General features: G+C 66.9%; 13 protein-coding genes. 2 read left to right on the top strand and 11 right to left on the bottom strand.

What is annotated here, in order from left to right; genetic code table 11:
* Window positions 1-252: 252 nt before the first annotated feature.
* The 11 genes from L6Q21_RS04535 to L6Q21_RS04485 all read right to left on the bottom strand — a co-directional run bounded on the left by L6Q21_RS04535 (window position 253) and on the right by L6Q21_RS04485 (window position 11,893).
* Entirely contained in the window at window positions 253-1,272 is a 1,020-nt protein-coding gene (locus L6Q21_RS04535) for a lysylphosphatidylglycerol synthase domain-containing protein (protein WP_237829411.1), read from the bottom strand.
* On the bottom strand, window positions 1,269-2,369 hold the full coding sequence (gene rfbB / locus L6Q21_RS04530) for a dTDP-glucose 4,6-dehydratase (protein WP_237829407.1): 1,101 nt from the start codon (window positions 2,367-2,369) through the stop codon (window positions 1,269-1,271). Before rfbB ends, L6Q21_RS04535 begins: the two co-directional genes overlap by 4 nt.
* Window positions 2,369-3,232, bottom strand: a complete 864-nt coding sequence (gene rfbD / locus L6Q21_RS04525) for a dTDP-4-dehydrorhamnose reductase (RefSeq protein ID WP_237829406.1) — start codon at window positions 3,230-3,232, stop codon at window positions 2,369-2,371. The genes rfbB and rfbD overlap by 1 nt, the downstream gene beginning before the upstream one ends.
* Window positions 3,229-3,774, bottom strand: coding sequence for a dTDP-4-dehydrorhamnose 3,5-epimerase (gene rfbC / locus L6Q21_RS04520; protein WP_237829404.1), 546 nt, complete (start codon window positions 3,772-3,774; stop codon window positions 3,229-3,231). The genes rfbD and rfbC overlap by 4 nt, the downstream gene beginning before the upstream one ends.
* Complete coding sequence (gene rfbA / locus L6Q21_RS04515) at window positions 3,771-4,652, bottom strand: glucose-1-phosphate thymidylyltransferase RfbA (protein ID WP_237829403.1); 882 nt, start codon at window positions 4,650-4,652, stop codon at window positions 3,771-3,773. The genes rfbC and rfbA overlap by 4 nt, the downstream gene beginning before the upstream one ends.
* A 38-nt stretch (window positions 4,653-4,690) precedes the next feature.
* On the bottom strand, window positions 4,691-5,914 hold the full coding sequence (locus tag L6Q21_RS04510; protein WP_237829402.1) for a Coenzyme F420 hydrogenase/dehydrogenase, beta subunit C-terminal domain: 1,224 nt from the start codon (window positions 5,912-5,914) through the stop codon (window positions 4,691-4,693).
* The gene (locus L6Q21_RS04505; RefSeq protein ID WP_237829401.1) at window positions 5,911-7,068 is read right to left on the bottom strand and encodes a polysaccharide pyruvyl transferase family protein; all 1,158 of its coding nucleotides are present in this window, start codon (window positions 7,066-7,068) and stop codon (window positions 5,911-5,913) included. Before L6Q21_RS04505 ends, L6Q21_RS04510 begins: the two co-directional genes overlap by 4 nt.
* Window positions 7,069-7,178: 110 nt before the next feature.
* Window positions 7,179-8,240, bottom strand: a complete 1,062-nt coding sequence (locus L6Q21_RS04500) for a hypothetical protein (protein ID WP_237829399.1) — start codon at window positions 8,238-8,240, stop codon at window positions 7,179-7,181.
* Window positions 8,241-8,342: 102 nt separating this feature from the next.
* Window positions 8,343-9,485, bottom strand: a complete 1,143-nt coding sequence (locus L6Q21_RS04495; RefSeq protein ID WP_237829397.1) for a glycosyltransferase family 2 protein — start codon at window positions 9,483-9,485, stop codon at window positions 8,343-8,345.
* Between the two features lie 35 nt (window positions 9,486-9,520).
* A complete protein-coding gene (locus L6Q21_RS04490) occupies window positions 9,521-10,510 on the bottom strand; it encodes a glycosyltransferase family 2 protein (RefSeq protein WP_237829396.1) in 990 nt (329 codons plus the stop codon).
* A 27-nt stretch (window positions 10,511-10,537) separates the two neighbouring features.
* Complete coding sequence (locus tag L6Q21_RS04485) at window positions 10,538-11,893, bottom strand: AAA family ATPase (RefSeq protein ID WP_237829393.1); 1,356 nt, start codon at window positions 11,891-11,893, stop codon at window positions 10,538-10,540.
* A gap of 627 nt (window positions 11,894-12,520) precedes the next feature.
* Between L6Q21_RS04485 and L6Q21_RS04480 the strand changes: the two genes are divergently transcribed.
* Together L6Q21_RS04480 and L6Q21_RS04475 are read left to right on the top strand one after the other, a co-directional pair.
* The gene (locus L6Q21_RS04480; RefSeq protein ID WP_237829391.1) at window positions 12,521-13,861 is read left to right on the top strand and encodes an outer membrane beta-barrel protein; all 1,341 of its coding nucleotides are present in this window, start codon (window positions 12,521-12,523) and stop codon (window positions 13,859-13,861) included.
* A 39-nt stretch (window positions 13,862-13,900) separates the two neighbouring features.
* Window positions 13,901-14,755, top strand: a complete 855-nt coding sequence (locus L6Q21_RS04475; RefSeq protein WP_237829390.1) for a polysaccharide biosynthesis/export family protein — start codon at window positions 13,901-13,903, stop codon at window positions 14,753-14,755.
* Window positions 14,756-14,757: the final 2 nt, after the last annotated feature.

The raw sequence follows: 14,757 nt of genomic DNA, 5'->3' as shown, positions 1-14,757 counted from the left end.
GCGGCCAGCCATCGTCCCAAATTTCCCGTCACCCCGGGCTTGACCCGGGGTCCATCTTTTCTCTGCCCAAACGCCTGAGGGAGAAAGCTGGACCCCGGGTCAAGCCCGGGGTGACGAAGTGTTAGCTTCGGTTCAGACTGACGCCTTGCCAAAGTCTGCATGTGTCAAAAGAAAAAGGCGCAGGCAAAGCCTGCGCCTGGCGGCCGGAGCTTTCGCAGCCGTCAAAGGCTGCGCGGGTGCCCGGCCAAGGGGTCAGAGGGTGTCCCTGCTGGCTATCCGCTCGTCCCTGTCTGGCGGCTGAACAGGGGGCTTGCCCAGCATCCTCATCTCGTTCAGCCCCAGGAAGATCAGCGCCAGCAGCAGCGGCGCCCAATAATAGATCAGCCGGTAGAGGATCAGGGCGGAGACGAGCGAGGGCTTGTCCACCTCCGGCAGCGTCACCAGGATCACCGCCTCGAACACGCCGATTCCGCCCGGCGCATGCGTCAGCAAGGCCACCACCACCGCCACCACATAGGCGACGAGGAAATCCGGATAATGGTGCCAGGTCTCGGGCGGCAGCAGCGCCAGCAGCGCGGCGCTGGCGATGGCGATGTCGGTCGCGGCCAGCCCGAACTGGATCAGCGCCTGCTTCAAGGTGGGCACCGGCAGCGTCCAGCCGAGGATGTTGAGCGGCCCCGTCTGCCGGGCGCAGGCGATCAGATAGCCGGCGATGGCGACGAGGATGGCGGTGCCGATCCCCGCCTGCATCCCGAACGACATGGTGGCGTCGTGCACGCGAAGCGCGCCCGGAAAGGCGACCAGGAAAATCCCAAGCAGCAGGAAGATGCCCAGCCAGAAGGTGACTCCGGCGATCACCACCACCCGGGCGATGTCCGCCGCGTCGAGATTGGTGCCGCGATAGGCCCGCCAGCGCGCCGCGCCGCCGGTGATCGGCGCGAATCCCAGATTGTGGCTGAGGTTATAGGCGGTGAAGCTGCCCAGCAGCGCCCGCCAATAGGGCTGCGGCTTGCCGATCGCCTTCAGCCCCAGCACATCGTAGAAGCTCAGCACCACGAAGGAGAGGGCGGTCAGCCCGATCGATAGCAGCACCTGATGCGGCGTGATCCGGCCGAAGGCGGCGCGGATATCGTCCACCTTCACTTCCTTCAGTATCTGCGACAGCGCGAAACCGGCGACACCGATCACCACGGCCATGAAGGCCAGGGTAAGCCAGGTCTGGTGGACCCGCACCCAGCCGATCAGCCGGGAGAGGCGGGGGTCGAGCTTCATCCGGCGGCCGTCTGGCGGCCTCCGTAATTGGTTTCGACCCATTGCCGATAGCTGCCGTCGAGGATTCCCCGCCACCAGTCTTCATGGTCGAGATACCAGCGCAGCGTCTGGGCAAGCCCGCTCTCGAAGCTGTGCTTCGGTTCATAGCCGAGTTCCGCCGTCGCCTTGTGGCAGTCGATCGCATAGCGCCGGTCATGGCCAGGGCGGTCGGTCACGAAGGTCTTCAGGCTGGAAGAGGGCTTGCCGCTGGCGGCCGGCGCGTCGGGGAAGCGTTCGGCAAGCGCAGAATCGGCGGCGAACAGCTTGTCCACCTCGGCGCAGAGCGTGTCGATGACGCGGATGTTCGGAAGCTCGGCGCCGCCGCCGATATTGTAGGTCTCGCCCGGGCGGCCATGCTGGATGACGGCGGCGATCCCCCGGCAATGGTCTTCCACATGCAGCCAGTCGCGCACCTGCATGCCGTCGCCATAGATGGGCAGGCTGCGCCCGTGCAGCGTGTTCAGGATGAACAGCGGGATCAGCTTCTCGGGGAAGTGGAACGGCCCGTAATTGTTCGAGCAGTTGGAAGTCGTGGTGGTGAGGCCATAGGTGTGGTGATAGGCCCGCACCAGATGGTCCGACGCCGCCTTGGAGGCGGAATAGGGCGAGTTCGGCGCATAGGGCGTGTCCTCGCGGAAGGCGGGGTCGCTCGGGCCGAGCGTGCCATAGACCTCGTCGGTCGAGACATGGTGGAAGCGGTGCGGCTTGCCGCCATCCACCCAGGCTTTGCGGGCGGCCTTCAGCAGCGCATGCGTGCCCAGCACATTGGTTTCGATGAAGGCGTCAGGCCCCAGGATCGAGCGGTCGACATGGCTTTCGGCGGCGAAATGGACGATGGTGTCCACTTGGCGGCTGTCGATCAGCTCGGACACCAGCGCCTCGTCGCGGATGTCGCCCACCACCAGCTCGGCCGGCTGGCCGTCCAGATTGGCGCGGTTTCCGGCATAGGTCAGAAGGTCCAGCACCGTCACCCGGTCGTTCGGATGCGTGGCGGTCCAGTGCGCCACGAAATTGGAGCCGATGAAGCCGGCTCCCCCCGTCACCAGAAGCGATGCCATCAGGTCAGTTCCTTCATTTCCTTCAGCGCAAGGCGCAATTCCTCGCGCCAGTGCGCCGCCGGCCCGGTCACGGCCCAGCTCGATGTCTTGTCGAGCACGCTCATATGAGGGCGCTTCGCAGGTGTCGGATAGTCGCTGGTCCGGATCGGCACAACCGGCACATGGGCGCTCAGCAGCCCGATTGCCAGTGCCTCATCGCGAATGGCGACGGCGAAATCGTACCAGCTCGCCACCCCGGCGTCGGTCCAGTGGTAGAGACCGCTGGCCCCGGCCGCGTCCAGCGCCCAGATGGCGCGGGCGAGCGAGGCGGCGTGCGTCGGGCTGCCGATCTGGTCGGCCACCACGCGGATTTCCGGCCGCTCGCGCATCAGCCGCAGCATGGTGCGGACGAAATTATTGCCCTCGGCCGCATAGACCCAGGCCGTCCGCACGATCAGCGCGTCCGGGTGGGCGGCGCGCACCTGCTCCTCGCCCTTCAGCTTGGTTTCGCCATAGGCACCGATCGGCGCCGGCGTGGCGTCGGGCGGATAGGGCGTCGGGCTCAGCCCGTCGAACACGAAGTCGGTCGAGACATGGGCGAAGCGGGCGCCGGCGTCGGCTGCCGCCTTCGCCAGCCCGGCGGCGGCGGTGGCGTTCACCGCCAGCGCCGTGTCGTAGTCGCCCTCGGCCTTGTCGACGGCGGTGTAGGCGGCGGCGTTCACCAATAGGTCGGGCCGGGCGGCGGAGACCACGGCGGCCACCTGCGCGGGGTTCAATATGTCGAACTCCGCTTCCGGCGGGGCGACGATTTCCGCGCCGGCCGGGGCCGTCGCCTGCAAGGCCCGGCCCAATTGCCCGGCGGCGCCCGCGATCAGGATTTTCATGCGAATGTCTCCGCTTCCGCCAGCAGGGGGGCCGCCGCATCCTTGGCGGCCAGTTGCGGGGCGATGCCGTCCAGAGGCCAGTCGATGCCGATCGCCGGATCGTCGAAACGCAGCGAGCGGTCGGAAGCCTGATGCCAGAGCGTCGTGCATTTGTAGCAGAAGTCCGCCACGTCCGAGAGCACGAGGAAGCCATGGGCGAAGCCCGGCGGCACATAGAGCATGGCGTAGTTGCTGTCGGAAAGCTCCGCGCCCACCCATTTGCCGAAGCTGGGGGAGGAACGGCGGATGTCCACCGCCACGTCGAACACGACGCCGCGCGTCACCCGCACCAGCTTCCCCTGCGGCTCGACGAGCTGGTAATGCAGCCCGCGCAGCACGCCGCGCACCGAGCGGCTGTGGTTGTCCTGCCGCCACTCGGTCGGCAGGCCGGCTTCCTCGAACACCCGGGCGTTGTAGCTTTCCAGGAAGAAGCCGCGATCGTCGCCGAAGGCGCGCGGAGTCAGCAGCTTCACGTCCGGAATGGCGAGCGCTTCCACCTTCATTGCCCGCGCTCCAGCTGCGCCAGCAGATATTCGCCATAGCCGGATTTCCGGAGCGGCTCGGCCACGCGCTTCAGCCCCTCGCCATCGATGAAGCCCTGCCGCCAGGCGATCTCCTCGGGGCAGCAGATCTTCAGGCCCTGCCGCTCCTCCATGATCCGCACATAGAGCGCGGCGTCCAGCAGGCTGCCATGGGTGCCGGTGTCGAGCCAGGCGAAGCCCCGGCCCATCAGCTCCACATTCAGCTCGCCGGCTTCCAGATAGAGGCGGTTGATGTCGGTGATCTCCAGCTCGCCGCGCGGCGAAGGCTGGATGCGGTCGGCATATTCGCAGGCGCGGCCGTCGTAGAAATAGAGGCCGGTCACGGCGAAATTGCTCTTCGGATTCGCCGGCTTCTCCTCGATGGTCTCGGCCCGGCCGTCGGAGTCGAAGCTGACGACGCCATAGGCCTGCGGGTCCTTCACCCAATAGCCGAACACGGTGGCGCCGCTTTCGCGCGCATTCGCCCGCGCCAGCAGTTCCGGCAGGCCGTGGCCGTAATAGATATTGTCCCCCAGGATCAGCGCGGACGGGTCGTCGCCCACGAATTTCGCGCCGATCTGATAGGCCTGCGCCAGCCCCTTGGGCTCGGGCTGCACGGCATATTGGATGGAAAGCCCCCACTGGCTGCCGTCTTCCAGCAGCCCTTTGAAGGCGGCCTGGTCGGCCGGGGTGGTGATGATCAATATTTCCCTTATGCCCGCCAGCATCAGAACGGAGAGCGGGTAATAGATCATCGGCTTGTCATAGACCGGCATCAGCTGCTTCGACACGGGCCTGGTCAGCGGGTAAAGCCGCGTTCCCGATCCGCCCGCCAGGATGATGCCTCTGCGCTTCGTCATTCCATGCTCCTAAAGCCGCCCTGTTCCTGAATCCGTGCTTAAATCCGGCCCGTCACGATCCGCCGCACCGTGCCGACGAAGGATTTCGCTTCCTCCCGCGCCCGCGCCTGCCTGCGGGCCTCGCCAAGGTGCAGGCCCTGCATATTCGGGCGCGGCATCAGCGTCACCGCCATCGCCGCCAACCGCGAGGCCAGCAGCCGCCGGCGATTGGCCTGAGAGGGCTGCATCAGCCGGATCTCGCCGATAGCCAGCGGCTCGGTCGAAAGCGCCCCGGCCGCTTCCGCCGCCGCCACCAGCGCGTCGCCCTTCCGCGTGCGGGTCAGGATCAGCGAGCGGCCGTCCGCCTCCTCGAATTCGGGGTAGCCGGTCTCGCCGCCATACCAGGCGTCGGCCGCCGCCACATCCGCTGCGCCGCCCACGCCATCGGGGCAGATCTTGCAGCGGAACTGCACTTCCTTCGAAAGAATATCGCCCCAGCTCGCGGCATAGCTGATCCGCGCGCGCCGCCCGTCCGCCGTTTCCGCCGTGGCGAAACCCGGCCAGCCGTCGCCGCGGTAGCGGAAATGCGCCACTTCCTCCGGCTCGAAGCCCAGCTTGCGCACGATCCGGTCGGTGCCGTCCTGGCTGGGCGTGCCGGCGCAGAAGAAGGACAGAAGATAGGGAATGCGCGCGGCGACGGCCGGATCGGCCTGCATCAACTGCCGCATCGCGCCCACATCGCAGGGCTTGCCGATGAAGAGGATGTTGCCCGGCGCTTCCAGTTCGGTCCGCAGCGTTTCCAGCGGCGACACCGGCGCATAGCGGGAGCCGGCGGTCGCCAATATGTCGTCCCGGTCGGCCGAGCGGGTGATCAGCGTCTCCAGCGGCTTCTCGGGGTTCATGCCCACATGCAGCACCCGGTTCACCGCGCCGGTCCGCAGCAGATGCAACGCAAGGGACGAAAGCGCCCCGCCCGAGGAGGCGGTGTGGCGGATTTCCGCGTCGGTCGAATTGCCCGTCAGCACCCGCACATGCGGGCCCCAGAAGGGGTGGGTTTCCGGCGCGTCGCTCAGCGTCCAGGGGGAAATGGTGGCCCCGGGGCAGACCTTGGCCAGCAGCGCATCGGTTCCCGGCGCCGGGGTGCCCAGCGCCACGGGCCGCTTCCAGCCTTTCGCATCGCGCGTCATGCCGATCGCCGGGTCCAGCCCGGCGCACAGGCCGCAGCCCGCGCAGGACTTGCCCTTCAGCACCCGCTGCAAGGTCGGCGGAAGCGCGGCGGTCATCGCGCCAGCTCGTCGAACAGCCCCGCAAGATAACTGACATAGGTTTCAAGGCCGTCTTCCACGGCCTTCTTCCCCCGGCCGATGTCGGCCTGGAGTTCCGCGCGCCGTTCGAAGGCGTCCAGCGCCTTCGCCAGCGCATCGTCGGTGGAAAAGCCCTTGGCGGGGATCAGCCAGGGATAGTCCAGCGCCTTGTAAAGCCCTTCGAACTTGCGGCTGTAGCTGACCGGCAGCACCGCCACGCCGGACGACCAGGCGGCGATCGAGGCGTGCATCCGCGCCGCCACAAGGAAATCCAGCCCGGAAATATAGGATTTCGCAGCCGACGGCGACGCAAAGGCGGGCACCACCAGCGTTTCAGGGTATTTCGCGTGAATGGCTTCGGCTGCGCGCAGATCGTCGTCGCGCGCCATCGGCGTCGTCACATGCGAGATCAGCTCCACCCGCGCTCCGCGCTGCAAAAGCCCTTCGATCAGCCGCTCCGTCAGCGCCCGATAGTCGATGGTGAGGCCATAGTCGTTCTGCCCGCCATAGCCGCCGGAATAGAGCAGGCCCGACACATTCACCCCCGCCCGCACGCCCGGCCCCTTGGCCGCCGGCGTGAAGGGCAGGGCGAAGGCCACGTCGATCGCCTGTTTCGCATGCGCGCGCGGCGCCAGCTTGCCGATCGCCTCGAAGCTCATCGGGTCGCGCGCGAACACGGCGCGGGCCTTTTCCATCACCCGCCCGGCAAGCCTCGTGTGCGGCTGGCGGCTGAAGGGGCCGATCGTCTGCGGCGAAAACACCAGCGGGATGCCGCGCCACAGGCAAAGCTCCTTGGTCGCCATCATATAGGCGAAGCGCTTGTCCGGGTAGATGTCGGCGAAGCTGTCGCCCGCGCCGATATCCAGCATCAGGTCCAGCGGCTTCAGCGCCGCCCAATAGCCGCCCGGCGAAGCCATGAACTTGCCGGTGATGTCGTGCCGGCTGGCCAGTCCGTCCGCCACATAGCTCGGCGCCTTGTCGCCGGGGCGGAACAGGCGCATTTCCACGTCCACGCCCGCGCGGTCGGCGGCGCGCTTCACCAGCGCCATATTGCCCACGGTCAGCGCGCCCACGCCGAGGTTGCCGCTGCTGTCGCTATGCCACAGCAGGCCGATGGAGAGTCGCCGCGTCATGACCGCCCGTTATCTCCTTGAAGCAGACATTTTCGTGAAATGGTTAATCGTTCGCGGAAACAGGCGGCCGGCCGGGGCTTCGGCCAGCCACCGTTCCCATGCCCTGCCTGTCAGACGGCCGGGGCGTCCACTGCCGCATCAACCGGCGGCGCCAGATGATCGGTTTCCAGCTCCCTGCTGCCGCTGGCGGGAAGCTCCAGCGGCGTGGGCGCCGGGTTGGAAGAGGGCGGAACCTTGCCGGCCACCGCCTTCGCGTCCACCGGCTGCTTCTGCGGCGTCGGCTCCCAGCCGGGCTGGAACACCACGCGCTCCTGCTGCGACTTCTGCTGCTTTTCCACTTCGGCCTTCAGCGCGTTCTGGATCCGCTCGTTGCGCAGATAGTTGGTGGCATATTCCCGCGCCTTGTCGCCGGTGAAGGGCTGCAGCCGCGATTCCTTCACCTGGTTCACCAGCACCACCGGGGCGGGCGCGCCCTGCGGCCGGCTGGCGAACATGAACAGCTCGTTCGGGTTGGTCTGCAGAACCTTCGTCACTTCCTTCACGAAAGTGGGGTTGGCGCCCAGCGAATCGAGCGAGGCCGGCTGCCGGCGGAAGGGGATCTTGTTCGCGTTCAGGATGGCTTCCACTTCCGCCATCGTCTTCGCGTCCTCGAAGCCCAGCTGCGCGATATTGTCGGGGCGCAGGAACTGGATCTGGTCCAGGATGAAGAATTTCCGCTCGGCGAACAGGAAGGGGTTCTCCTGCATGAACTTGTCGGCTTCGTCGCGGGTCGGCGCCACCACCTTGGAGGCGATGTCGCGCGCCAGCGCCTGCACCTTCAACTGCTCTTCCATGCGCCGCTGCTGCAGGAAGAATTCGGGCTTTTTGTCCAGCCCGCGCTCGGCCGAGGATTTGGAAAGCATGCGCCGGGTGATGATGTTGTTCAGCGCCACCTTCTCCGCATCGCGCCGGGTCATGGTCGGCGGGATGTTGGTGCCCTGAAGCTCGGCGTTCACCTCCAGCGCGGTGATCTCCTCGCCGTCCAGCTTGGCGACGACCGGGCCGGTCGGCTTGCTGTCGCCCTTGCCGCCGATTCCCAGCTTCTCGCAGCCGGCCAGCGCCAGCGCGGCGACGCTCAGCAGCAGGATGGGGCGGGCGGCGGGGGGAAGAAATGCGAATGGTTGCTTCATCATGTCCTGGATGTCCCTGGCTCGAGTTTCGGTTGGTCTTCTTCTTCTTGGTTCTTCTTCTTCTTGATCGTCTCCGCTGTCTCCGTCCGTCATCCGGGCCGGGTCTCAGCCCCGCGACATGCCCAGCAACGCCCGCATCATCGCCTTGGCCTTGGCGGGCTGGCGCCGGAGCAGCCGCTTCGTCATCTGCCACATCCCCAGCGGATATTGCATCGGCCACAAGAGCGGGAAATTGCGACGATAGAATTTCAACCGGCTGCGCAGCAGATAATATTCCGCCGTTTCCGACCGCTGCCCGCGCTTGCCGGACGAGCCGATCGACCCGCCCTCCTTGTGGTAAACGATGGCGCCATGGGCGAAGGCGATGGCGAATCGCCCCCGGTTCCGGACCGACCAGTCCATTTCCTCGAAATAGAGGAAATAGCTTTCCTCCATGAAGCCGACCGTCTCCAGGAAGGCGCGGCTGACGGCGAGCGAGGCGCCCAGCACGAAGTCGGTATCCAGCGCGACCTTCTTCGGATCGAAGGGCCGGGTGACGGGCACGTTCGCGCCGATGCCGTGGCTCTGGCCGGTCATCAGCTTGAAGCGCGAGCCGTTCAGCTGCTGCCAGGTGCCCGGCCGGTGGTAGAAGCGCACCTGCGTGCCGCACATGCCGACCTTGTGGGTCGCGTCCATGCGGGCGAGGAGGGCGCGCGGGGCATCCGGCTCCACCACGGTGTCGTTGTTGAGGCACCAGCAATAGGCGACCGCCGGGTCATTGAGGGCATGGCGCATGGCGAGGTTGTTGCCGCCGGCGAAGCCGCGATTCTCGCTGGAGCGGATGATCGTCAGCAGTTCCTGCCCCGGGCGTGCGGTCAGCGCCTCCTCGTCGGTCAGCTCGCGAATCGGGATCGGCTTGCGAAGCGGCGGGCGGGTCAGCCGGCCGAGCGGCCCCGCCGGCGATTCCCAGCTTTCCGCGCCCGAGGCCCACGCCCGGATGCGCTCCAGCGAATCGTCGGCGGAGGCGTTGTCGATCAGCACGATGCGCACCGGCTGGTCCGTCCGCATCAGCGATTCCAGGCATTCGAGCGAGTCGGCCCAGCGGTTCCAGTTGATGACGATCACCGCCAGCCGCGGGCGATTCTCCCCCACCAGCGCATGCGGCTCGATGCTGCTGCCCGGCAGCCCCTGCGCGGGCGCTTCCGCGACACTTGCCGGCGCGCCTGTCGGCTGGCGGGCTTCGGCATTGGGCGTCGGCTCTGTCGCCATCTCGCTTGCTTCCCTCTGTTCGGTCCCGGGAGTCGTCATGAGGTTCGGTTCCACTGCATGGCCGTTTCGAGATGCCCCTCGCGCGCGATCGAGCGCATCTTCATAAAGCGATACCGTCTCGTTTCAAACAGAACCCCAAGCCCGCGAAACCTGGCCCCAAGGGTCGGAACGCGCGACGAGAGCAGAAGCTGCGGCGAATGCACAAGCGCCGACGCCATCACAGCCCATGCCCGCATCTTCCATAGCAGCATAGGTTTTCCAGACGAGATGTGCTTTGTGAAATCATGTGCGATGATCCGCCCCCAGCGGCCGGACACCTCGTCCATGTTCATCCGCGCGGGGTGGAACACGATCATCCGCGGCACATAGCGCGTCTGCGCCCCCAGCGCCGCCGCGCGCATCCCCCAGTCCCGGTCCTCGGCCTTGCCGATCCCGGCGAACGGGCCGATGCGGTGCCAGAGCTCGCGGTCCACCATCAGATTGCCCGTGCCCGAGAATCCCTTGCGGCGGATGTACATCTTCTGGCGGAAGGAAAAGACCGCTTCGAACGCCTCGATGCCGGTGGGATAGCGCGGGTCCTTGAAATCGATGCGCACATCGCCGCCATAGGGGCGCGACGGATCCTTCTCAACCGCCCAGACGCCGCGCTGCAGCCATTCCCGGTCGACGCGGATGTCGGCGTCCACGAAGGCCATCACCCGCCCGCGGGCGTTGCGCACGCCGAGGTTGCGCGCCGGGCCGGGGCCGGGCTCGCGCTCGATCAGGAACTTCACCCCCGGCCAGGCCGCCGCCACGATGTCCAGCGGCACGCGCGAGCCATTGTCGACGACGATGATCTCGAACCAGCCATGGTCCAGCCGCTGCGCCGCCACCGCCTGCAGGCATTTCACCAGCAGCTCGGGCGTGTTGAGATGCGGAATGATGACGGAGGCGCGGGGTTCGCCCATCTCCTGCGCACCATGCGCCCGCAGGCGGCGCGCGCTCGCATCGCCCGTCGGTGCCTTGCCCTTGAACATCTGCCCCATCGCTTCCCTGCCCCTGCCCGATTGTGCCTAGCGCCCGGCCCTGGCCAGCGCGGCCGAAAGGCCGAGCAGCTGCGCCACGCCCTGGGTCCGGAAGCGGAAGCGCGCTTCCCGCCCGTCGCCCGCCTCCTCGCGGTCGAAGAGGTCGATCTCGCCCGTGAGGCCGCTCAGCACCGACTCCACCTTTGCGGGATCGGCGATATCGCCTTCCAGGCCGACGTCATGCACCCCGAACCAGCCATCGGGCGTGCCCGACGCGCGCGAGGCCGCGATCAGCACATTCCAGGCCGAACGCACTTCCGGGCGCTGCAGTTGCGCCTGCACCCGCCTTGGAAGGCCGGCGTTCCATTCCACCAGAACGGCCTCGGTGCCGGCGATCACGTCAGCCTCCGTCACGCTGGTGCGGCGGTCGTCGAGCGCGCGCCCGGCGGCGCGATTCCCCAGAAGCCGCGCGAGATAGGGCGAGCCCCCCGCCATGCGCAGGATGAGGGCGCGCGCCGGCGCCGCGAAGGTCAGCCCGGTCGCTTCTTCGGCGCGGGAAAGGATTTCGCTCAGTTCCGATTCGGCCATCGGGCCGACCGCTAGCCCCACAATGTTGCGGCGGATGGACGGCGTGAAGCCGATCAGCTCGTCGAGGTTCGAAGCGACGCCGGTCAGCACCAGTTGCACGCGGGCGGCGCGGTCCGAGAGATTCTTGATGAGTTCGGCGACGTCGCGCCGGAACGCCGGATCCGCCACCCGGTCATATTCGTCGAGGACGATGATGACCCGGGTTCCGACGATCCTCTGGAACAGGTCCGCCAGTTCGCGCGGATCGACCGGGCCTTCGCCCAGCAGGTCGGCGAAGCTGCGGTTATGCTCCGTCTCGTCGCCGGTCGGCGAGATCTGGCTGTGGTAGAGCAGGGGAATCTCGCTGGCGAAGGTGCGGAACATCTCGTCGAAGCGCGCCTCCACCCCGCAACTGCCGTAGAGCACCAGATAGCGCGCCTCGCGCGCGGTTTCGGCGAACACATGGATGAGGCTGGTCTTGCCGATCCCGCGCTCGCCATACAGCACCACATGCGCGCGCTGCTGCTCGATCGCGGCGATCAGCGCGGCCAGCGTGTCGTGCCGGCCGGCGAAGCGCTCGCGGCTGGTGACCGGCTGGGAGGCGGAAAGCGCGTCCGCCAGCGCCAGCCGGGCGCGGGCGGGGGAATTGTCGCCCAGCCCCTGCGCGGCTTCGCCCAGATCGTCCGTCGCCGCGACCGCGAAGCGCGGCAGGGTGGCGCCCCGCTCCGCCGGCGCCGCCTGCGAGCCGCCCCGCTCGGGCAGGCGCCATGGAAGGCGGCTGTCGCCAGAAGGGGTGCCGGCAGCGGTCCTGCCGCCTCGGTCCTTGCCGAAGATCATCGCCGGGCCTGCCCTTTCGTTCGCGGAATCCAGGCGGCCTCAACTCTGCCGGTGCTCTGGCCGTTCTTCGCCGTCTCGGTCAAAACCATCCTCCAAGGCGCACAACAACACCGGGTCCTGAAACACCGGGTCCAAACATCGGTCCGGCGATCGCCAGCCGTTTCGGCATGCAGGTTTCCGACCCTTGCGCCCACCGCAACCTCGTCCCTCGCGGATGAGATTTCCGCTTCCGCCAGGGATTTTCGCCGCGGCATGGCTCGCAAATGCCATTAACTTGTTGCCCGCCATAGCCCAGAACGACCGAATGTAACAATCTTTCGCCTTTGGGGGCATGTCTTTTGGCTGATTTGGAGTTAGAGCAATGCCGCGTAAAAGGCCGTATAGAGGCTCGGATTCTCGCGGTCGTGTGCAGATGGCAAGGCGTGCAAGGCTTGCGGGCGAAAAAAAGTTAACGCAAATCGCATATGGGTCGTAGTGACGAGCGGTCGTAAGGGCGGAACAGTCGCGGGCTTGGGGCAGATGAGGCCTGCAGCTTTTTGCGAAGCCCGGCCTTCGGGGTCGGGAAAGAGAGGGGAAGGCGAGTTGGTGAGGCAGGTCTGGGTCGGGTCCTTGCAAGCGCGCAGGCGGATGGCCGGCGCGCGATATGCGCTGCTGGCCGCTCTGGCCTCGGCGGCCCCCGTGGCCGCGCAGATCGTCCCGCCCGGCATGGCGCCCCCCGCGCCCATCGTGCCGCCGGCTGTTTCGCCCGGCGGCATCCCCACGGGCACGGTCGCCGATCCGCTGCGCGTCTATGGGGATGACGCGCCGGCGCTTTCCGGTCTCGACATCCTTGCCGGCATCGGTCTCGATGTGATTGCGGCGATGACCACCGAATATAACGACAATGTGGCTCGGCTCTCCGATGGGAGTCAGCTCAGCGATCGCTATCGCTCCAAGGGAGACTGGTCGTTCCGCCCCAGCGTGGGCGTCAGCGCCGGCCGGCCGCTCGGCCGCCAGCAGCTGTTCCTGAACGCGAACATCGGGCGGGACTTCTACGCCCGCAATACCCTGCTCGACCGCAACAGGTTCGGGGTCAACGGGGGCATGGCCTGGTCGCTCGGCACGCGCTGCGGCGGGCGCCTGCAGGGCGGTTATATCAAGCGCGGCACGCAGTTCGGCACGTTCGAGGAAGTGATCCCCTCCACCCAGGAGCGGGTGGATTTTCTGGCCTCGGCCAATTGCCGCACGGCAACCGGCCTTTCCGCCAACCTCAGCTACAACCGCAAGAAGACCACCAACCACACCGACGACCCCGAGGGCGAGATCGACCGCAGCTTCGCCGATGTGAAGTCGCACGGGATCAGCGGCGGGATCGGCTATCCGGTCGCCAATCGCGGCCAGATCGGCCTGCAGGGCAACTGGACCAAGCAGGACTTTCCCAACCAGCCGCTGGCGACGGGCGGGGTGAACGGCAGCGAAATCTATGGTGTGAACCTGTTCGGCAATTATCGTGTCGGCAGTTCGCTGAACGTCAACGCCGGCCTCGGGAAATCCTGGGTCAGTTCCAATGTCCCCATGTCCGACGATTTTTCCGGCCTGGTCTGGAACCTGGGCGTGAACTACAGCGGGCCGCGGATCGGCGTTTCGGTCAGCACCGGCCGCAGCGTGAATGGCTCCAGCGGCGCGTCGTCCAACTACACCATCGGAAAATTCTTCAACACCTCGGTGAACTACCGGGCCAACAACCGGTTGAGCTTCGCCGGCGGCATAGGCACATCCGACACCGACTATCGCGGGATCGACCAATTGCCGGAAACCCAGGATGTTCGGTCCGCGAAGATGCGACGCTATTTCATGGGGGCCGACTATCGCCTGAACCGCATCGTCGCCTTCTCGCTGGACTTCAACCATGCGAATCGCTCGTCCAACCCCGGGACTGGCAGCTACAAGGCGAACACCGTGGGCCTGACCGCCCGCGCGTCATTCTAAGGAGCGTTCCCAATGCACCCCGAAGATGGAGTTGGAACCATGGCGAACATAGCCCACAGCGAAGCCGGAAAGAAATCCGGTGGCGCTTCACGCGCGGTATTCGTGGGCGCCTCACGCGCGGCGGCGATCGCGGGCGCGCTTTTCCTGCTGCCGCTGGCGGTGCCGACGACCGCTCTGGCCCAATCCGGGCAGGTGCAAGGCTATGTGCTCGGGCCGAACGACAATATCACCGTCGTCGTCTATGGGCAGAACGAGTTCAACGTGCAGACACGGGTGAAGCCGGACGGCTCCATCGTCATGCCGCTGATCGGCAAGGTGCAGGCGCAGGGCAAGACGGTGATCACCCTGGCCGACGAAATCACCCGCCGCCTGGTCGCCGGCAATTATCTGAAGGACCCGATCGTCAACGTCGAGGTCACGGAATATAATAGCAAATATGTCCGCGTGGCCGGCAAGGTCGGCGTGCCGGGCCTCGTGCCGCTCGACCGGTCGAACAAGCTGCTGGACGTGCTGCTGCGCTCGGGCTGGGTGCAGCCCGCAGGCTCGCAATTCATCACCATCCGCCGCGCGGCCGACGGCAAGGAAGTCCGAATCAACACCGAGGAGCTGGCGCGGGGCAACACGGCCGATATCGCCCTCGACCCCGGCGACACGCTGTTCGTGGCCGATGCGGAGCTGGTCTATCTGACGGGCGCCGTGGCGCGGCCGGGCGGCTATCCGCTGAAGCCGGGCATGACGGTCGCCGATGTGATCGCCCAGGCCGGCGGCGTCGGGCCGACCGGCTCGTCGGGCCGTGTCGGGCTGAAGCGCGGCGGCGCCAAGGAAACCGACGCCGACCAGCAGACCAAGCTGGAAGCCGGGGATGTGATCCACATCCGCGAGCGTCTCTTCTGAGG

Source organism: Sandaracinobacteroides sayramensis (assembly GCF_022014495.1).
GTDB lineage: Bacteria > Pseudomonadota > Alphaproteobacteria > Sphingomonadales > Sphingomonadaceae > Sandaracinobacteroides > Sandaracinobacteroides sayramense.
The sequence above is the reverse complement of the archived record's forward strand: the minus strand, read 5'-3'. Positions and strand labels throughout refer to the sequence as shown.